This is a genomic window from Haloferax prahovense (assembly GCF_000723845.1).
Lineage (GTDB): Archaea > Halobacteriota > Halobacteria > Halobacteriales > Haloferacaceae > Haloferax > Haloferax prahovense.
On the sequence record NZ_LK053000.1, the window covers coordinates 290502 to 310981 of the forward strand.

13 protein-coding genes are annotated in these 20480 nt (G+C 66.1%); 7 read left to right on the plus strand and 6 right to left on the minus strand.

Annotated elements, in window-relative coordinates; genetic code table 11:
- The first annotated feature begins 4 nt into the window (after positions 1-4).
- Positions 5-1435 carry a PKD domain-containing protein gene (locus BN984_RS01455; protein ID WP_049967472.1) on the plus strand — a complete coding sequence of 477 codons (1431 nt, stop codon included), beginning with the start codon at positions 5-7 and terminating at the stop codon, positions 1433-1435.
- A gap of 269 nt (positions 1436-1704) precedes the next feature.
- Here the strand turns inward: BN984_RS01455 and BN984_RS01460 are convergent, their stop codons facing one another.
- Positions 1705-6222, minus strand: a complete 4518-nt coding sequence (locus BN984_RS01460; protein ID WP_244877438.1) for a DUF7382 domain-containing protein — start codon at positions 6220-6222, stop codon at positions 1705-1707.
- 490 nt (positions 6223-6712) lie between these two features.
- Here BN984_RS01460 and BN984_RS01465 point away from each other — a divergent pair, with 490 nt between their 5' ends.
- From BN984_RS01465 to BN984_RS01485, 5 genes are all read left to right on the plus strand, one after another.
- Positions 6713-6964, plus strand: a complete 252-nt coding sequence (locus BN984_RS01465; RefSeq protein ID WP_008096243.1) for a hypothetical protein — start codon at positions 6713-6715, stop codon at positions 6962-6964.
- A 485-nt stretch (positions 6965-7449) separates the two neighbouring features.
- Positions 7450-7740 carry a hypothetical protein gene (locus BN984_RS01470; protein WP_049967474.1) on the plus strand — a complete coding sequence of 97 codons (291 nt, stop codon included), beginning with the start codon at positions 7450-7452 and terminating at the stop codon, positions 7738-7740.
- 172 nt (positions 7741-7912) lie between these two features.
- Positions 7913-10168 carry an NADP-dependent malic enzyme gene (locus tag BN984_RS01475; protein ID WP_049967475.1) on the plus strand — a complete coding sequence of 752 codons (2256 nt, stop codon included), beginning with the start codon at positions 7913-7915 and terminating at the stop codon, positions 10166-10168.
- Between the two features lie 97 nt (positions 10169-10265).
- Entirely contained in the window at positions 10266-10463 is a 198-nt protein-coding gene (locus BN984_RS01480; RefSeq protein ID WP_004967129.1) for a hypothetical protein, read from the plus strand.
- Between the two features lie 77 nt (positions 10464-10540).
- Positions 10541-11440: a universal stress protein gene (locus BN984_RS01485; RefSeq protein WP_049967476.1), complete on the plus strand. Its 900-nt coding sequence runs from the start codon at positions 10541-10543 to the stop codon at positions 11438-11440.
- A 54-nt stretch (positions 11441-11494) separates the two neighbouring features.
- Here the strand turns inward: BN984_RS01485 and BN984_RS01490 are convergent, their stop codons facing one another.
- The 5 genes from BN984_RS01490 to BN984_RS01510 all read right to left on the minus strand — a co-directional run bounded on the left by BN984_RS01490 (position 11495) and on the right by BN984_RS01510 (position 19854).
- Positions 11495-12529 carry a sodium:calcium antiporter gene (locus tag BN984_RS01490; RefSeq protein ID WP_008096225.1) on the minus strand — a complete coding sequence of 345 codons (1035 nt, stop codon included), beginning with the start codon at positions 12527-12529 and terminating at the stop codon, positions 11495-11497.
- Positions 12530-12647: 118 nt separating this feature from the next.
- Complete coding sequence (gene thiC, locus BN984_RS01495) at positions 12648-14096, minus strand: phosphomethylpyrimidine synthase ThiC (RefSeq protein ID WP_049967477.1); 1449 nt, start codon at positions 14094-14096, stop codon at positions 12648-12650.
- Positions 14097-14251: 155 nt separating this feature from the next.
- Positions 14252-14677: an EamA family transporter gene (locus tag BN984_RS01500; RefSeq protein ID WP_008096222.1), complete on the minus strand. Its 426-nt coding sequence runs from the start codon at positions 14675-14677 to the stop codon at positions 14252-14254.
- A gap of 150 nt (positions 14678-14827) precedes the next feature.
- Positions 14828-18544 carry a glycoside hydrolase family 97 catalytic domain-containing protein gene (locus BN984_RS01505; RefSeq protein WP_049967478.1) on the minus strand — a complete coding sequence of 1239 codons (3717 nt, stop codon included), beginning with the start codon at positions 18542-18544 and terminating at the stop codon, positions 14828-14830.
- Between the two features lie 152 nt (positions 18545-18696).
- A complete protein-coding gene (locus tag BN984_RS01510; RefSeq protein ID WP_049967479.1) occupies positions 18697-19854 on the minus strand; it encodes a multicopper oxidase domain-containing protein in 1158 nt (385 codons plus the stop codon).
- A 254-nt stretch (positions 19855-20108) separates the two neighbouring features.
- Here BN984_RS01510 and BN984_RS01515 point away from each other — a divergent pair, with 254 nt between their 5' ends.
- Positions 20109-20477 carry a winged helix-turn-helix domain-containing protein gene (locus tag BN984_RS01515; RefSeq protein WP_049967480.1) on the plus strand — a complete coding sequence of 123 codons (369 nt, stop codon included), beginning with the start codon at positions 20109-20111 and terminating at the stop codon, positions 20475-20477.
- Positions 20478-20480 lie beyond the last annotated feature (3 nt).

Genomic DNA, 20480 nt, shown 5'->3' on the forward strand with positions numbered 1-20480 from the left:
CACGATGTCATTCCACACTCGCGCGCTGCTCGTCGGGGTCGTGTTGCTCGCTGCGGTCGCCGGGAGCCTCGCGTTCGCCCCGCTCGCACAGGCCGCAGGTGAGACGACCGTTCGTCTCTCACCGGTAAACCAGTCGGTCGAAGCGAACGACACCGCGACGGTCGATATCGTCGTCGAGAACGCTTCGGAGGGCGTCCGGTCCTACGACGTTTCGGTCCTGCTTGAGCGGGACGGCGTCGCTAGCGTTGCCGACGTCGAACTCAAGGGTGACCCGGGGTTCTCCGACGTCACCCCGGGAGACGACCGCCAGCGGGTTCGTATCACTGCCGGGACCGCTGACACCGCAACCGGGTCGAACGTGACGATTGCGACCGTGACCTTCACCGCCAACGGCACGGGCACGACGCCGGTCGCGCTCCGTGTGAACGCCCTCGGCGACAGCAACAACGTCGCGTACTCGGTGTCGCGGACCGTGAACGGGTCGCTGACGGTCGGTGACGCCGACGCCGGCGAAGATACGTCCGCTCCGGTCGCAGACGCCGGCGACGACCTGACGACACCGGTCAACACGACCGTGACGCTGAACGCGAGCGGTTCGACGGACAACGTCGGTATCGACACCTATCAGTGGGACCTCGATGGGGACGGAGCCGTCGAGCGAACGACCGAGACCCCGACGGTGACCACGTCGTTCGCTCGCCCCGGAACGACGGCTGTCGAACTCAGAGTAACCGACGCCGCCGGGAACACCGACTCGGACACCGTGAACGTGACCGCGGTGAGCGACTCGGAGGACGTTACGGTGCGGTTGGACCCCGAGTCGACCCGTATCTCGCGGGATAACGAGACTGCGGTCGATATCGTCGTTGAGAACGTCACGAACGGCGTCCGGTCGTACGACGTCTCGGTTTCGACGGCTGACGGCTCGCCGGTCACCTTCGAAAACGCGACGCTCGCCGGCGACCCCGGCTTCCAGTCGGTCGATATCGCCCCGAACGGAGACCGAATCTCTATCACCGCAGCGGCGGCTGACACGCCTGACACCGGCGCGGTCACCGTTGCGACGGTGACGGTTCGCGGGACTCGCAGCGGAACCGCGACGCTCGAAGCGACCGTCACGGCGCTCGGCGACGAGGATAACGAGCCATACACCGTCGGGACCGTGTCTAACACGTCGGTGACCGTTGGACAGCGCACCGGACCGCCCGCAATCGTCGCGGACCGCCTCCCGACGGACGTTGACAACGACGGCGTCTACGAGGACATCAACGGCGACGGGAACGTCTCGGTCTCGGACGTGCAGGCGATGTTCGCGAACCGAGACGACGACGCGCTCCGACAGCAGCGCGGCGCGTTCGACTTCACCGGGGACGGTGACATCAACATCGTCGACGTGCAGCGTCTCTTCGCCGACGTTCGCGGCCGTCCCGCCTGACACCCGACACGCCGCTTCCACGGTCGCTCGTGGCCGTGCCGTCGGCGACCGGTTGGTTCTCTTTCTTCCGCCACCCTGTCCGAACGCTGGGTGTGACCGCGTTCCAGTCCGCCGTTGCATCCCCGCACGCTCGGCTCGCACCCGTGGTGAGCGGTCGCCGTTCGAACGCTCGTGGTGACGGAGGCTCCACACGCCGACCCACGAGGACGAGCGACCGGTGGCCCGCAGAAAAAACGTCCCGTCGCGGGGGCTCCCGCGAGGGTGCTGTCTCAGTCCCGAATATCGACGAACAACCGCTGTACGTCGACGATGTTGACCTCGCCGTTACCGGAGAAGTCGAACGCGTCGGCGTTGTCCGTGATGGCCGGACTGTTCCGGTTCGCGAACATGGCCTGCACGTCGGAGACAGTCACGTTTCCGTCGCCGTTGACGTCTTCGAACGTTCCGTCGCCGTCCGGGTCAGTCGGCACGTCGTCCGATGCGCCGACCGGCTCTAGCGCAACCGCGGTGAGGCTCACACCGCTCTCGGAGCCGATGTCGTACTCGGTTCCGGGTTCGCTTCCCAGCACCGTCTCCGACACTGCGAGTTCGGACGTTCCGGCGGACGTGAGCGTGACGTTCACGCGAGCGAAGGTGACGGTCCCGTTCTGCGCCGTGTCCATGCCGAACGCGTCGATTGCGACCGAGTCGTTCTCCGGGCCGCGATTGACATCCGTCCCGTTCGGCGAGCCGAGGACGGTCACGTCGGTAATCGTTCCCGCCGTGCCGTTCGTCAGGTTGAGCGTCGTTTCGAACGCGCCGACGCCGTCGGTGACGTTCGTCGCGACGAGGTCGACGGTCACCGTCTCGTTCACGCTCGCGGTCGTCGGCGTCGCGAGCGCGCGAACGTCGACCGCATCCGGCGTTGTGTTGCTCTCGTCGTCCTCGTCGTCGTCCAACTGGACGGTCACGGTTCGGTCGTCGTCGAGCGAGAGCGTCTCGGTGGTCTCGAGACCTTCGAGGTCGGTCGCGTTCGGCGGCGCTTCGACGGTCAGCCGAAGGTCGCCGACGAGTTCGACACCGGGGCGACCGGTCGCGTCGAGCACCATCGTCCCGTTCGGGAGGGTGCTTCCGGAGACGAAGCCGACCGAACCGTTGTTGCGGTGATCGACGGTAACGCGGGCGTTCTCGACCGGGTCGCCGCTCGCGTCGACGACAGAGACGTTGAGCCGGTGGGCCTCGGGGAGCGCGACTGTTCCGGCGTCGTGCGGGGCGGTCCCCACGTTGATCGACGTCGCCGCGTAGACGTCCGGGACGGCGTCACGCGGGAAGCTCGTTCCCTCTTCTGCGTAGCGTTCCTGTCTGAACTTCAGGCTGTAGGTTCCGTTTTCCGCGACTGCCACGCTGAACGACCCGTCGTCGGCCGTGCGAGCGAAGCCGCCGCCGGACGTTCCGTTCGTATCGCCGAGGACGACCGCGGTCCGGTTGACCGCCGGTTCGCCGTCCGCCCGGACGAACTGTCCGGTGACGTCTACACGGTCAGTCAACCGGAGCGTGAGGTCCGTATCCGACGTGACGTTCAGCCGTGTCCCGACGAACGTCTCGTTCGGCCCGTACACTTGGACCTGCACGTTGCCGCCGTAATCGTTGGGGACCGCGTCCGGGCCGGCCACTTCGACACCCTGCGTCTGGCCGAAGATGAGGCGGCCGTCGTTGTCGGTCTCCCCGCTGACGGAGTCGAACACGCGGTTTCCGCCGTAGGCGACGACGACCGTCGCGTCGTCGACCGGGTCACCTTGCCGGTCGAGTACGGTCACGTTGAGGCGGTTGGCATTCGGTAGTTCATCGCTCCCGAGGTGCATCGAGTCGTCGGCGTAGACGCGGTGGAGCGGGTAGAGGTCCGGCACCCCGTCGACTTGGCTACTCGGCTGGACGAACGAAACCTGATACGCTCCGCGGGCGGCCGTCAGGTCGTATTCGCCGCTCGGTCCGAGCGACGACACGTCGCCGTCGGGTGCGCCGAGACGAGTGTTGAGCGCGACCTCACCGGGCGGAACCGTTCCGTCGGCGGCCTCCACGAATCCCGTCAGGTTCGACTCCGACCCGTCGGTCTCGTTCGGCGCGAGCGTGAACGAGAGTTCGGTGTCGCTCGTCACGGTGGCGCGCTGCTGTTGAATCGTCTCCTCGTACGCGTCGGAGTCCGCCGGCGGCAGGACCTCGACGGTCACGTTGCCGGTGACTTCCACGCCGGGACGGGATGCATTACTGAGGGTGAGCAGTCCGTCACCGTTCGTCTGCCCTCCGAACACGGCCTCCGCGGGGCCGTTGGCGTGTGTAATCCGCAGCCGCGCATCTTCGACCGTGGTCCCGTTTTCGGCCGTCACGGAGACGTTGAGAACGTGGCCCTCGGGAATCTCACCATCGACGGTCGTCGTCTGTGACGTGTTGATTCGGTCGACCGCGTAGACGTCCGCGACGCCGTCGCGCGGCCACGCGTCGGCTCTGGCGGCCGACTCGCTCCCGTTGAACTGATAGAATCCGACGTGATACTCGGTGTCCTGAAGCACCGACTGGTCGAATTCGGCGATGGCCTGCGTCGTGTTGTAGAACCCGGTATCGTTCGTCGTCGCGGCGGCCGCCGGCGTGTTGGGCGACTCGTCGAAGAACGCGACCGTGTCGTTGACCAGCGGCGTCCCGTCGGTCGTCGTTATGCGACCGGAGACGGACGTGGTCTCGCGGACCGGCTCCGCGTCCTGATTGACGTCGATGTAGCCCTCGTCCGACGAGAGCCGACCGTCTGCGGTGACGGTCTGGACCATCGCGGAGTAGCCGTCTGCTTCAGTCGTCGCCGGAATCGTGACCGACGCGTTCTCGCCCGGTTCGAACGTGCGGGTCATGAGAACGCGTTCTTCCGCCTCGTTATCCCACGAGTAGACGGTGAGAACGCCGCCCTCGACCGTCTCGTCGGGGACGTCGTAGTTGATTGTCACCGTCTCGCCGGGGGCGACTTCGGTGTAGCCGTTCCCGCGGTCCCCGACGCGGACGTTCACGCCGTACTGGCTCAGCGACGGCGACGTCCAGTAGTTGAAGTCCCGCGTCCGACTGTCCGCTGCGAGCACGACCGAGAGCTGCGCGTCAGCGGGCACGTCGTAGGTGAACGACGCCTGCCCGCTCGCGTTCGTCGTCACCAGCCCGGTCGCGAACACGCCGGCTCGCAGGCCGTCACGCGCACCGACGTACGCGACGGGCGCGTTCGAGACGGGCGAGCCATCCGCGTCGGTGAACGATATCGAACCGTTCGCCGACTGGCCGGCTTCGGCTCCGAACGCTCCGTCGAGTTCGGTTTCGCCCTGTGAGATGTCGGTGTAGCCGTAGCCGACGACCGTGCTGTCGTTGACGGTCGTCGTCGCGCGCAGTCGGATGTTCCTGTTGTGGTAGTTCGCAAGCGACTGCGGCAGGTCGAACGAGATGCTCGCCGCTCCGGTGCTGTTCGTCGTGACGGTCTGGTAGTCGAGAACCGTCGCCTCGACCCCGGATAGCACGCGAACGTCCTGATTACTCACGGCTGTGCCGTTTTCCTCGACGATGACCGTCGCCGTCGCGCTTCCGTCCGGGCTGACGTCACCGCCTGTCCGGACTTCCACCTCGGCCGCCGGCTCGTCCGGCACCGGTTCGTCGTCCTCGCTCGTTCGGTTTTCGACTTCGAGTTCGGCGTCCTCAGCGATTCGGACGCCGTTCGTCTCGAGGGTGACGTCGTAGTGGACGCGGTACTCCGTCTGGTTCGCCGGCACGTCCCACGACGTCACGAACTGGCCGCCGGCAGTCGTCGTGAGCGTCTGGGTCTCCAGAACTGCATCGCTCTCGTTTTCGACGCGCAGCGTTATCTCTTCGTTCGCCAGCGGTTCGCCCGTCTCGGTGAGGACCGTTCCGGAAATCGACGCGCGCTCGCCCGGCCGAAGCTCCCACCAACCCGGGATGTTGACAGTACTGATGTACGCCGCCGAATCGATGGTCGCACGCTCGGTTTCGCCGTTCGGCCCGGTCGCGCGAACGACGTACGGCCCCGTCTGCGTCGTCGTGAACGTGAGTTGAGCGAAACTGTCGGTCCCCGTCGTCACGTTCCGCTCAGTTACGCTTCCGTCGGGTGCCCGAATCTCGACGTGGACCGGGTCGCCGGTCGTTGGTTCCCCGTCGACGCTCGTGTGGACCGCAACGTCCACGGTGCTGTTCCGCGGCGTCGTCTGGCGGTAGTACTGCGGAACGAGCTGGGCTCTCGCGCCCGCGGTGAAGCTCGCGTAGCCCGAATAGCCGCTCACGTCCGACGTAACGAACACTCGGTACTCGCCGTCGTCGCGGCCGGTGAGGTCGTAGTCGACGACCGCTGTCCCGTTTTCACCGGTCGTCACGTTGAACGTGTCCGTGCCGTTCGGCGTCTCGACTTCGACCGTGAGCGACGTGTTCGCCGGCACGTACTCCTCGGTCGTCACGTTCACCGCACTCACGCGGATGTCGACAGTACCGTCGCTGTCGTACGACGGTTCGCCGTACTCGTAGGCGACGCTCGCGGCCACTTCTATCTCCGCGTTCGAGTCGTGATTGAACGAACTGAGGAGTTCGTCGGACGACTCGGCGTCGGTCGCCGTGACCGTTGAATCGTCCGAGAGCTCGACGCGTTCGGTCTGCTTCTCGATGCCGTCGTCGGTCCGCGTGTAGGTGACGACGAGATACTCCCCGCGCGGGAGCGACGACGTGTCCACGTCACCCCCTTCGAAGTGATAGTCTGCCCCCGAGCCCGTGTCGATAAACACCACCTCGAGGACCCCGCTTTCGTTTATCGGTTGTACCTCTGTATCCGGTTGCTGCTGTATCTCCTCTGCCGCACTAACCCCAACCAATGCGACCGAGCAGACGAACAGCGCTGCCCCTAGTGTAATGGCTATCCGTGCTCGCATCGGCCGCAAGTGGTTATTGAAATAGTATAATTGTATGGTTCGTTGGAAACAATTGACTGTCCCGCGCTTTCGACGGACTCCGCGGCTTTCTACTGACCCCTTTCGAGAACCGTTCTCGAAGTCTCTCAGAGCAGAGTCGATGAGTATAATACCTTTAAGTTTGTTACACTAGATGTGCGAATCGGTAACGATACTTCCCCTCTCCGACTCGTCGACGCTGATGGACACATCACTGTCATTCGGAGAAACAATTATTGGCTGTCACATGGACTTCCAACCGAATGAGTGCCTTCAGTACCCGTGAACGTGCGGATTCGTAGGTGCTGACAAGAACGTTCCATACAATATGGTGGCTACACACTACGAAGTGGGTGAAACAGTACCTGCGGACATCTGCTCGGTCCCCGCCGAGGAAGAAGAGATAACGTTCGCCGTCTCCGTCGACGTCTACGACGGGTACGGGAGCGCCAAGCACGTCTATCCGACAGAGCAAGTCGAACGCATCTGGGACCTGTTCGTCACGAACGCCGAAACCGACGAGGTGGTGGTCGAAGACGAAGTTCGGCTCTACACGATTCCACACGACGCGCTCCGCTGAGTGTGTCGTGGTTGCACGCACGCTCGCCTCCGCGTCCTGCTCGGCTCGCGTTCGACGACCGAACAGGGGACGAACTATCCGAAAGCTGACTATCGGTCGAAGGGTCCAAAACTCGTTGATATACCACCGAAAGGACCAGACAGATTAAAGACATCTACGCGTGACCACGCGACGACGAACGCATCGATTTGCACCGGACTAGCGGGTGTCGGTTCCGACTGGTTCGCGTGTAGATGGCCCGAGCATCGCGCTCGGTGGCCGTGTCCAAAAACCGGTGACTGACCTAGAATTGCGGCACGGCAGGCCGACGACCGGTGAAAACCCCGCGTTAGACGTATCAAATAGCCTGTTAGTTCTGTGGGTTGAGTAATAATTATCACGGTGCTCGTTGGACATATGGCTGAAACTTGAGCGGTACGCCTCCGGAGTATGGGTAGGGAGCGGTACTGCTTATAGTAATGAAAAATTGTGTGGGTTGTCAACGCATGGCCAAAGAGAGATACGATGCAGGGGAAACCGTACCGTCGAACATCTGTACAATCGCCGACGACGAGGACGGACTGACGTCCGGGGCGACAGTCGAAGTCGACGAGGGAGAGGTTGCGTTCGCCGTGCCGGTCGAAGTCTATCACGGCTACGGGAGCGCGAAGCACATCTATCCGGTCGAGCAGGTCGAAGACGTGTCGGACCTGTTCGCGACGGAGAGCCACTTCGAGGAGGTGTCTATCGCGGAGAGCGTGCAGTTGTACACGATGCCGCACGAGTCGCTCCGCTGACTGCGCGGCGCGCGAGTCGGCCTCCGCGTCGCGACCCGCGTCGCTCGCTCCGCTCGCTCGCCTCCTCGGCGCGAAATCCCGGTTCCGTGTCGCCTGATTCTACATGATTATTTCTACGAACGCCTCTGTCGGAGCGAAGACTCTACCTATCTTACCGTTCCCATCACGAGCAATGACGCTCGAAGACGACGCCCGGGACTACCATCGGCGGCCGCCCGCGGGGAAAGTGGAGATAGCGACGACGAAGCCGACGAACACCCAACGCGACCTGAGTCTGGCGTACTCGCCGGGCGTGGCCGCGCCGTGTCGCGACATTGCCGACGACGAGACGGCGGCCTACGAGTACACGGCGAAGGGCAACCTCGTCGGCGTCGTCTCGAACGGCTCCGCCGTCCTCGGGCTGGGGGACATCGGGGCGCAGGCGTCGAAGCCGGTGATGGAGGGCAAGGGCGTGCTGTTCAAGCGCTTCGCCGACATCGACGTGTTCGACGTCGAGTTCGACCACGACGACCCCCAAGCGTTCGTGGAGTCGGTCGCCGCGATGGAGCCGACGTTCGGCGGCATCAACTTGGAGGACATCCGTGCGCCCGAGTGCTTCGAAATCGAGGAATCCCTGCGCGACCGGATGGACATCCCCGTGTTCCACGACGACCAGCACGGCACGGCCATCATCTCCGGCGCGGCGCTCCTCAACGCCGCCGACATCGCGGACAAGGACCTGTCGTCGCTGAACGTCACCTTCTCCGGTGCGGGCGCGGCCGCGACCGCGACGGCGCGGTTCTACGTCTCGCTGGGCATCCCCCACGAGAACATCACGCTGTGCGACATCGACGGCGTTCTCTCGGATTCGCGGGCCGAGGCCGGCGAACTCGACGAGTACGCCGAACCGTTCGCCCGCGGCGTCGACGACGGCGACCTCGAAGACGCAATCGAGGGCGCGGACGTGCTCGTCGGCCTCTCGGTCGGCGGCATCGTGAGCCAGGAGATGGTGCGGTCGATGGCCGACAACCCCATCATCTTCGCGATGGCGAATCCGGACCCCGAAATCGCCTACGAAGACGCGAAAGAGGCCCGCGAGGACACCGTCATCATGGCCACCGGACGGTCGGACTACCCGAATCAGGTGAACAACGTCCTCGGCTTCCCGTTCATCTTCCGCGGCGCGCTCGACGTACGCGCCACCGAAATCAACGAGGAGATGAAGCGCGCGGCCGCCGAGGCGCTGGCGAACCTCGCCCGACAGGACGTGCCCGACGCGGTCGTCAAGGCCTACGGCGACGGGCCGCTGCAGTTCGGCCCCGACTACCTCATCCCCAAGCCGCTCGACCAGCGCGTCCTCTACGAGGTGACGCCCGCCGTCGCCGAGGCGGCCATGGAGAGCGGCGCGGCCCGCCGCGAGCGCGACCTCGACGACTACCGCGAGGAGTTGGAGGCCCGCCTCGGGAAGTCCCGCGAGATGATGCGCGTCGTCCTCAACAAGGCGGCGACGAACCCCAAGCGGGTCGTTCTCGCCGAGGGCGAAGACGAGAAGATGATTCGCGCCGCGAGCCAGTTGGTCGAAGAGGGCATCGCCGAACCCATCCTCGTCGGCCGGACGAAGGAGATTCTCCGCACCGCCGAGGACCTCGGTCTCGATTTCGACCCGACCATCGCCGACCCCGAAAGCGGTCAGTGGAACCACTACGTCGACCACCTCTACGAGCGCCGCCAGCGCAAGGGCCTCACCCGAACGGAGGCTGCCGAACTCGTGCGGAGCGATTCGAACTACTTCGCCAGCGTGATGGTCGCCATGGACGACGCGGACGCGATGCTGACCGGTCTCACGCATCACTACCCCTCGGCGCTCCGCCCGCCGCTGCAGATTATCGGCACGGCCGACGACGCCGACTACGCCGCCGGCGTCTACATGCTGACGTTCCGGAACCGCGTCATCTTCTGCGCCGACGCGACGGTCAACCTCGACCCCGACGAGAACGTGCTCGCCGAGGTGACGAAACACACCGCCGAACTCGCCCGGCGGTTCAACGTCGACCCCCGCGCGGCCCTGCTCTCGTACTCCGACTTCGGGAGCGTCACGAACGAGGGGACGCGCAAGCCCCGCGACGCGGTCGAACAACTGCACGCCGACCCAGACGTGGACTTCCCGGTGGACGGCGAGATGCAGGCCGACACCGCCCTCGTCGAGGAGATGCTGACCGACACCTACGACTTCGCGGAACTCGACGACCCCGCGAACGTCCTCGTGTTCCCGAACCTCGAAGCGGGCAACATCGGCTACAAACTCCTCCAGCGTCTCGGCGGCGCGGAGGCAATCGGCCCGATGCTCGTCGGCATGGACAAGCCGGTCCACGTCCTCCAGCGCGGCGACGAAGTGAAAGATATCGTCAACTTGGCCGGTGTCGCGGTGGTTGACGCCCAAGAGGAGTAACGCGCTCCGAGCGGCGTCGAGCCACCTCGGCTGGCCGCGACGGTCACCCCGTCGTGTCAGCACGAGAAATTAAATACGTTCAGCCGAGTCAGGGAGTATGGTCGAGTTGGGTACACACACGTCGGCGTCGGAGCGCCGGTTCGCACTCGGGTGGGTCGGGATGGCCATCGTGATGTCGCTCGCGGTGGCGGCCATCGATTTCCTCGAACTGCCGTTGCAGACGGTGTACGTGTTCGCGGCGGGCGTGACGCTTCGAGAAGCTATCGGACTGGCCGTCTGGGCGCTCCGGCGCTGACGGCGAGACACGACCGCCTTCTCACCGCGCGATGACCACCCTCCCCGCTTTTGTGAGTTCGCTGAGAATATCGAACCATGTTCGACCGACTCCTCTTTCCGACCGACGGGAGCGAGGGCGCGGACGCCGTCCTCGACCACGTTGTCGACATCGCCGCCGCCCACGACGCGACCCTCCACCTGCTGCACGTCGCCCCGCCGGAGTCCGAGCGTCGCCCGAACCTGAGCGACGAGGGTGAGAGCGAGGGAGACGAACCCGACGAGCGCCGCCGAAGCGACGGCGAGCGCTTCGTGAGCGACGCCGCGGCCCGCGCGTCCCAGTCCGACGTGGCGGTCGTGACGAGCGTCGAGCGCGGCGAACCGTATCGAGTCATCACCGAGTACGCCGCCGAACAGGACAGTGACCTCGTCGTCATGCCGACTCACGGGCGGACGGGGCTGAGCCGCCTGCTCCTCGGGAGCACCACGGAACGCGTCGTCCGACGGTCCGACGTGCCCGTGCTCACCGTCCGGCCGGACGCGGCGACCGACCTCGCGTACCCCTACGCCGACGTGCTGACGCCCACCGACGGGAGCGCCTGCGCGACCGCGGCGGTCACGTTCGGCAGCGAGGTGGCGGCGGCGACCGACGCCGCGCTCCACGCGGTCTCGGTCGTCAACGTCGCCGCCTTCGGCGCGGACATCCGCGGGCCGCTCCTCATCGACGAACTCGAAGAGCGGGCGAGCGACGCGGTCGAACAGGCGGGCGACGTGGCGGCCGCCGCGGGCGTCGAGACGGTCAGGGAGTCCGTCGGCCGCGACGTGTCGATTCACCACGGTATCCTCGCGTACATCGACGAACACGACGTGGACATCGTGGTGATGGGAACCCACGGCCACACGGGCTTCGACCGCTACATGCTCGGGAGCGTCGCAGAGAAACTGGTCCGAACCTCGCCGGTGCCGGTGGTGACGGTCAGAAAGCCGCGAAACGAGTAGGGAGAGCCGTCGGGCGTCGGCCCGCGGTCGGCGGACGCCGGTCGCTTTCGCCCGTCAGTTCCGAAGCAGGCTCGTGACGCCCGCGGTCTCGGCGATGATCCACCCGACGAAGACGAGATACGCCGCGCCGAGCGCGTAGCACTCCAGCCGCGAGAGCGACAGGTCCGTCCGGAGCAGGCCGAACAGCAGGACGGTCGCCAGCGTCAGCACGCCCAGCATGGGGACGGCGACGGCGAAGTCGACCGGGACGCTCCCGACGATGAGGACGCCCACGGGGATGGCGACGAGCAGGTCGAACGTGTTCGACCCGAGGACGTTGCCGAGGCTCGTCGCGCTGTTGCCGTCGGCGGCCGAGCGGACGCTGACGAGCGTGTCGGGGAGGCTCGTCGCGGCGGCGACCACGGTGACCCCCGCGAGGAACGTCGGGACGCCGAAGGTCCCGCTGAGCGACTCGACGCTCCCGACCAGTTGCTCGACGCCGACGAGGATGACGAGGAGGCCGCCGAGAAGGCGCGCCCACTCGCGACCGATGCCGTCGGCGACGCCCGCGTTCTCGGCTTCGTACTCCGAGACGTCCTGCCACTGGATGAACAGGTAGAGGCCGTAGAGGAGCAGGGGGATGAGCGCCACCGGGCGGGTGAGCTGTCCCGTCAGCGCCGGGCCGTCGGGGACGGGGAAGTAGATAACCGCCAGCGAGAACGTGACGACGAGCGTGGCGACGGCGACCATGTAGAACTGCGCCTCCTTGTAGACGACCAGCCGACTCGTTTCGAGGTCGCCGTCGGTGGCGAGCCCCGACAGCGCCGGAATCACGAGGATGTTGAAGATGGCCGAGCCGACGATTGCGCCGACACCCATGTCGAAGACGCCCGCGGTGGCGGCGATGGCGACGCTGGCGAACTCGGGAAAGCTCGACCCGAGGGCGACGATAATAGAGCCCTGGACGACCGCGGGGAGGCCGTAGTACGCCGCGAGGTGGTCTGCCGACTCTTCGAGCCAGCCGCTGCCGACCCAGATGAGGCCGGTCGTCAGGAGAATCACGACGACGTTCGCGAGCGGCGACGATGGGACGAGACTGCCGAGGACCATTGGTACTCCCTTTCAGCGACGCGGAAAAAGAACCCACCGACACGGGTGGTCGGCGGTGGGTACCCAGTCGGTCGGTGGTTCGCGGACTCGGTCGATGGCCCGCGGACTCAGACGGTCGTCAGTCGTCGCCGTGGGCCGATTCGGGCGTGAACGTGACGCCGCCGATTTCGATTTCGTCGGGGACGCGGTCGGTGTCGTGCGCGCCGACCGGAGGGAGGTTCGCGTCGGCCGCGAGCGACGCGTCGAGGTCGGTCGCGGACGCGATTGTCTCCATCTCGCCGTCGGCCTCGCGCGCGTCCTGGTCGATGCGCATCGAACAGAACTCGACGCCGCACATCGAGCAGAAGCGCGCCTCTTTGTAGTTGTCGCCGGGGAGCGTCTGGTCGTGGTACGACCGCGCCCGCTCGGGGTCGAGCGCGAGGTCGAACTGCCGCGCCCAGTCGAACTCGTAGCGGGCCTCCGAGAGCGCGTCGTCCCAGTCGCGCGCGCCGGGGAGGTCGGTCGCCACGTCGGCCGCGTGGGCGGCGATTCGGTAGGCTGCGAGCCCCTCGCGCACGTCCTCGCGGTCGGGAAGCCCGAGGTGTTCTTTCGGCGTGACGTAACACAGCATCGCCGCGCCGGCGCGGCCCGCCTCGGTCGCGCCGATGGCGCTCGTGATGTGGTCGTAGCCCGGAGCCACGTCGGTGACGAGCGGGCCGAGGACGTAGAACGGCGCGCCGTCGCAGACCTCCTGTTGACGTTCGACGTTTTCTGCGATGTGGTCCATCGGAACGTGGCCGGGTCCCTCGACCATCACCTGCACGCCGTAGTCCCACGCGGTCCGCGTGAGTTCGCCCAGCGTGTCGAGTTCGGCGAACTGCGCGTCGTCGCCGGCGTCGGCCAGACAGCCGGGTCGGAGGCCGTCGCCGAGCGAGAACGTCACATCGTGTTCGGCGAAGATGTCGCAGATGTCCTCGAACGCGACGTACAGGGGGTTCTGCTCGCCGTTTTCCTCCATCCACTGAGCGAGGATGGAGCCGCCGCGGGAGACGATGCCCGTCTTCCGGCCGTCGGTCAGGGGGAGGTGCTCCATCAGCACGCCCGCGTGAATCGTCATGTAATCGACGCCCTGTTCGGCCTGTTTCTCGATGATTTCGAGGAGCAGGTCGCGGGTGATGTCTTCGGGGCTGTCGACGCGCTTGACCGCCTCGTAGATGGGGACGGTGCCGATTGGGACCGGCGAGTACGCGACGTTCGCCTCCCGAATCTCGTCGAGGTTCGACCCCGTCGAGAGGTCCATTACCGTGTCCGCGCCGTAGTGGACCGCGGTGTGGAGCTTCTCCAACTCCTCGGTGAGGTCGCTCGTCGTCTCGCTGTTGCCGATGTTCGCGTTGACCTTCGTGGCGAACTCGCGGCCGATGACCATCGGGTCGAGCGAGTCGTGGTTGCGGTTCGCGGGGATGACCGCCTGCCCCTCGGCGACCTGCGTTCTGACGAACTCGGGGTCGCGGTTCTCGCGCTCGGCGACGCGTTCCATCGCGGGGGTGACGCGTCCTGCTCGGGCGTGCTGGAGTTGCGTTGACGCCATTAATTACCTAGTGATACAACTGACTAATAACTGTTGTGACAGTCGCGGCCAGCGGAAGATAGTCGTCGGAAAATGGCGGCTTACGCCGAGTTCAGCACGGCGACAGAACCCTCACGAGTATTGTCTGGAGCGGCGTGACACAGACGGTGTTCAATCTATCGGGTGACCAAGACGATTCCGAGAACTGCGAACGCGATACCCGTGACTTTCGTCACTGTGAGGTTCTCTCCGAGAACGACGATGCCGATGACGGCCGCGACGACGAAGTACATGGCACCGAGCGTCGAGACAACTGTCGTCGACCCGTGGGTGAACCCGATATACATCGAAATGAGGCCGGTTCCAGTAAACAACCCGGCCACGCCAGCGAGGAGACCTCCCCTTGCAGTAACCGCGAGCGATGCGTCCGAAACGATGATGAAGCCGAATGCGAGGAGTGCCGCTACGAGATACGAGATAGCCGCGGCAGTCCTCGGGTCCATGGACTCCGACGCGGCGTTGCCTAAGATTATCCAAATCCCCCACGTCACCATCGTAATCAGGCCGAACAACACAGCCGAGTCCATCTCAGCGAATTCCATCTGTAACGCCTCGCGTCGGCATTCAAAAGAAACCGGACCTCGATTATGACTGGTGTATATACGGGGCGGACAGAGATACCTGTAGAACGCGATGCGGTGACTCGTCGTTCAGGAAAAACTCGGGCGATTGTGGTGGGCCGACGCGTCGACCTACTCCAGCGAGACGAACGGAATCGTCGCGCGCTGTCCGGCGGCGTAGTCGAGGACGGAGGACTGCGCCCGCCCGTCGGGTGTGACGAGGTCGGCGAGGAGCGGCGCGGTATCGACTGCACCCGCCTTCGCGCCGCCGAAGACGTACTCACCGGCCGACTCCGCGACGGGACGAAGCGACCCCCGGTCTTCGGACTGGACCGCGGCGACGACTTCGAGGTCGGCGGCGTCGACGCCGTCGAAGGCGGCCCAGTCGAGCGTCAGCGTGACGGTGTTCGCGTCGGCATCGACCGCCTCGCCGAGCGTGACCGTGCTCCCCTCGTCGTCGGTGAGGGTCGCGCCGGTGGCGTCGACGGCGCCCTTCGTGAAACCGCTGATTTCGAGGCGGTAGTGCCACGGGTCGGCGAACGTCACATTCGCCCCGAGGTCGTCGAGGCTCTCGTCTGTCCCACCCTGTTTCTCGGGGTCGCGCACCCACAGGAGGAACAACTGCGGTGAGAAGCCGCGACTGCTCCCGAAGGCGTTGTAGAGGTTCTCGACCTCGAAACTGAACTGGTACCGACTCGGTGTCTGTTCGACCGTGACCGACCGGAGGTCGAACGCGCCGTCCTCGAAGGCCGCGTTCGTCGGATAGACGTACCCGCCGGGGCCGTGGTCGTCTCCCGCCGGGTCGGCGAGGTCGGCGACCGTCTCGGGCGGCTTCACCGTCACCGTTTCGTCGGCCAGCGTCTCACCGTCGGCCGCCAGGACGGCGACCTCGTACTCGCCGGGCGTCTCGATGGCGTACGAGAGTTCGTCTCGCGCGTCGGTCGTCCCCGGTTCGAACCGCACGTTCGAGGGCGCGGCGAGGTCGCCGTCGACGACGAGGCGGATGGTCGTCCCGCCGATGTAGTCTCCCTCGTTCGACCCCGTCGCGGTCACGAACGACTCGCCGACGAACGGGTCGTCGCGCACCTCGATATCCACTTCCTGTTCGGGCCGTCGGTACCTCGGCAGTCGCGCGAGGTCGTCGTTCGTGGCCGGTCGGAGTCGCATCGCGGTTCCGCCGGTCTCGACCATCGACGCGAGGACAGTCGTGTCCGCGGTGACGATTGCCTCGTCGACGCGGACGGCGTCGAGGTTCGAGTCGTACGCCGCGTCGATGCCGTCGGAGTAGAGTTCGAGGACGTACGCTCCCTTGGTGTGGCCGCGGCCGTTCGACCCGCCGTGACCCGCGCCGTGGTCGTTCTTGTTGTGTCCCTTGCGTTCGCCCGGCGCGTCGTCGAGGAAGTCCAACGGAACGTCCAGCGCGCGGCCGTTCTCGTCGGTCATCGCGCCGACGAACCACTCGTCTTCGTGCCTTCGCGCGACCACCGAGTACGAGCCGATTTCGGCGTCGACGACGCGGGTGTCGCTCCACGGCCCGGCCGGGACCGACTCGATGAAGTCGAAGGCGTCGACGGTCGGCCCGAGCGTCGGGTCAGTCGCCGGTTCGGGCATCGGCGCACCGGTCTGCGTGACGGCGACAGAATCGAGGTTGAACCCGCCCGTGTCGCCATCGGCGAGGCGCACCGCTAGCTCGTTGTCGCCCGCCGACAGCGACACCGGCGTCGAAACCGCGTTCCAGTCGTCCCAGTAGTCGGTCGGCGGGAGCGTCACTTGACCCTGTTCGGCCCCGTCGACCAGGACCGTGGCCGTCCGCGGCGTGCCTTCGGGGACGGCGTTGTTCTCCCCGTCGCTGGCGTACCGGAGGTGCAACTCGTACGTGACGTCCTCGGTGACGCTCTCGACGGTCCACGAGAGCCCCGCGCCGGCGTCGACGGTATTGGGGTCGACCGGGACGTACCGGCCGCCCTGCGCGCCCGCCCACCGCGCGGCAGTCGAAACGCCATCCAGCTCCGCGTTCTCGGCCTGTGCCACGTCGCCGACGCCGACCGTGGCGTCCCGGTCGGCGAGGTACGAACTCGGGAGGTCGGCGACCATCTGGAGGCCACTGAAGTAGGTCGGATACATCGCGAGCTGTTTGGCTCGCGTCGTCTCGATGCCGCCGGACCCGGAGTCGGAGTCGAAGATACCGGGCGTGTACTCGACGGGGCCGCCGAGCATCCGGGTGAAGGGGAACGTCACGTGGTGTTCGGGGTCGACGTAGCCGAAGGCGTCGTACTCCTGTCCGAGGACGCCCTCGCGGGTCATGACGTTGGGGAAGGTCCGCCGCTCGCCGGTCGGTTTGAGCGGCTCGTGGACTTCGAGCATCTGGCGGTGTTTGGCCGCTTCGCGGTAGACCAACCGGTGGTGGTTCACGAGCGGTTGGCAGTGGTGGTTGTACGTCTCCCCGTCGATGGTAACGCCGCTGTCCGCGACGTACCCCGTCTTTATCGAGTTGATGCCGAGGTCGTCGTAGAAGGCGAACGGACTCGACTCGCCCGTGAGTTGCGACTCGTAGTTCGAGACGTTGCCGGCGGTCTCGTTGTGGGCGGTCATCGCGACCGGCGGGTCGAGACTGCGGCCGTACGCGGTCACCGCCTCGATGTCGAAATCGGGGTAGGACTCGTCGAAGTCCATCGCGCTGCCGTCGCCGGGATAGGTGCGCCAGCCCTCGTTCCATCCCTCCACGAGGACGCTCGGAACGTCGTGCTCGCTGGCGAAGTCCATGTACCGCTTCATGCGCTTCGTCTGCGCGCCGTGGTTCCCGGTCTGTGGGCCGCGGTACTGCCAGTCGGCGCGCCCAGTTATCATGAGCCACCAGACGCCCAGGAACTTCTGCGGTTCTATCCAGTCGGTCCCCTGGGGGAAGTCCGCGGGGTCGTGCGGCTCGTTGAGGTTCACGACGAGCGTCGATTCGACGAGGTCGCCGGGGCTGGACCCGACCTGCACCGTCCGCCACGGCGTCGCGTGCGGCGCGCTCGCGGTCACTTTCGTCCCGTCGGGACGCGGTGCGAGCGTCGAGCGGAAGGTCGTGGACCCGGCCGAGACGGGTTCGACCGCCATCGCCGCGTAATCGACGAGGCTCGCCTCGTGGACGCTCAGATAGCAGTCGTCGTCGGCTCGCATCGTCATCGGGGTGTGTGCGCCGCCGAACGAACTCTCGTCGCCGATTTCGCTCAGCGGGGTCCGCTCGTGGACGTACTCGTAGCTGTTGAAGTCGTTTTCGACCCACCAGGCGGTGAAGTCGTCGGCGAACGCGAACTCCGTTCGCTCGCTCGTGACGACGAAGTCGCCGAAGCCGGACGACTCGGGGAAGACGTAGCGGAGGCCGACGCCGTCGTCGAAGACGCGAATCGCGAGCGTGACGGTTCGCTCCGGTTCGGCCGTCTCGACGAGACCGATACGGAGTTCGTTGTAGTGCTCGCGAATCTCGTCGTACTGTCCCCAGACGGGCGTCCAGCGCTCGTCGACCGTCGCCCGCTCGGTGCCGGCGACGGCGAGGTCGGTCCCGAACGCCGGTTGGTCTGCGAACTCGAACCCGAGTCCCGACGGTTCGACGACCCGGCGGCCCTCGTACGAGACCGCGTAGGTCGGCGTCCCGGTCGAGACATCGACGCGGACGACGAGCGACCCATCGGGTGACGAAACCGTCTGAACGGGCCCGTCGTCGTTGTTCGAGACGGTGGCAGCGACATCGTCGGGAACGTCGAGCGTGTACGACGTCGCCGCGGCCAACGACGTGAGGCCACCGAGGAACTGTCTCCTACTGAAATCCGACTCGTCTGAGCTTGTATGAGATTGTTCATCAAACATTCTGGAAAAATTGTTATTCTATAACGAATAAAAATCTTATTGCCGCCTCGATAGTTGACACGATGGGGCGGCTCGGCCACGGCCGGTCGCGCAGAATCAGTCGCCGAAACGCCGTCGAAAGCGCGCGTGAACGCCGTTACCGACTCGTCACCTCACCCCTCATAGCCGGCGTACTCCATCAGTTTCGCGAAGATGTCGGTGTCCATCGCCTCCTTGTAGACGACGCCGCCCAGCATGCCGCCGGGGTAGAAGCCCCCGTTCATGACGTGGTTGACCTTGTGGCAGTGCATGAGGTAGATGCCGGGTTGGGCGTCCGCCGTGAACTCGATGGTGTGGCGCTCCGCGGGCGCGATGTTCGTCACGTCCATGTCGTGGCGGGCGGCCTCGGGGACGACGCCGCCGTCCTTTTCGACGACTTGGAAGCGGTGGTTGTGGATGTGCATCGGGTGGCTCATGTAGCCCGCGTTGACGTAGTGAATGCGGACGGTGTCGTCCTGCTCGACGATGATGGGCGAGCCGTCTTCGGGGTGGAGCGTCCGCGGCGCGCTCTTGCCGTTGACGGTGAACACGTCCGGCTTCCGGTTCCGGGGGTCGTAGGCCACGTTCTCGCCGGCCATCTGCCGGGGAAGCCGTGAGTCCCAGTCGCGGACGGTCATGAAGTACTCCCTGTCGGCCGGTCCGTACCCCTTCGGGTCGACGCGGAGGATGCCGTACATCCCCATCTCGATGTGCCGGTGGGTCTGGTAGTGACAGTGGTAGAGGTGCGTCCCGGGGACGTTCGCCGGGATGGTGTAGGTGTGTTTCTCGCCGGGGTCGACGCGGATGCCCGTCGTCGTCGGCACGCCGTCGTCCTTCCAGGCCTTGCGCACGCCGTGGAAGTGGACCGTGTGCGGGCGCATCCCGTCGGTGTTGTCCAGCGTGACCTCCATGTCGTTGCCCTCGGTCGTCCGGAGAATCGGCCCGGGGACGCTCGGCGCGCCGTCGTCGGCGCTGAACGCCCACACCTGCGGGAGTTCGACCGGCCCGCCCATCGTCTCGAGGGGATGGGCCGCGTGGCGCGCCGGCGCGCTCTTGAGGGTGACCTTCCCGCCCTGTTCGTCCACCTGCACGACCTCCGGCGGACTGGTGTACGGCAGGCTCGACTCGCTCGTCTGGGAGACGGTCGTCTCGTCTGCGCCGACGGCGGCGTTGCCATCGCCGTTCGTGGGCGCGGCGCACCCCGCGAGGCCGAGCGCTCCGACGCTCCCCGTTGCGGCGAGGAATTCACGACGCGACACCGTCGAACCGGGTGCACCGACGTAGTTGCTCATTACAGTCGGTCGTTGGCCCGGGGGAGTGGAATACCGCCTCGCCGGTTCCCGTTCCACAGGAGCCTTCCGAACATGTTCGGCGCGGTCGATACGTACCGGGCGGGGGAACAGTCGAGTCGGGCGTGCCAGTGTGAATCGACGGCCATCGATTCGACCGACTCGACGCTGGTGCCCACACCTTTCATACGACTCGGTGGCGTATCGGAACCCGAACCGACGGCGCGCGCCGCGCCGAGCAACCCAAGCCTACGCAGATGTCGACGAATCCACTCTCAGACGCGCTCGAACCGGACTTCGAGACGGTGTTCGACGCCCTCACCAGCACGCAGTGTCGCGCCGTCCTCAAGCGACTCGACGGGCCGATGACCGCCTCGGACATCGCCGCCGCGTGCGACCTCCCGCGCTCGACGGTGTACCGAAAGCTCGAACAGATGGTGGAGGCGGGGCTGTTGGAGAAACACGACCGCGGCCGCGAGGCCGCTCGCTACGCGCTCGGCTTCGAGGAGGTGGTCGTCACGCGCGAACCGGGCGACCTCTCGATTTCGGTGTCGTCGCCGTCGCGGTCGGCCTCAGACCAGCTCTCGACGCTGTGGTCGGCCGTCAGCGACCAGACCGACGACTGAGGG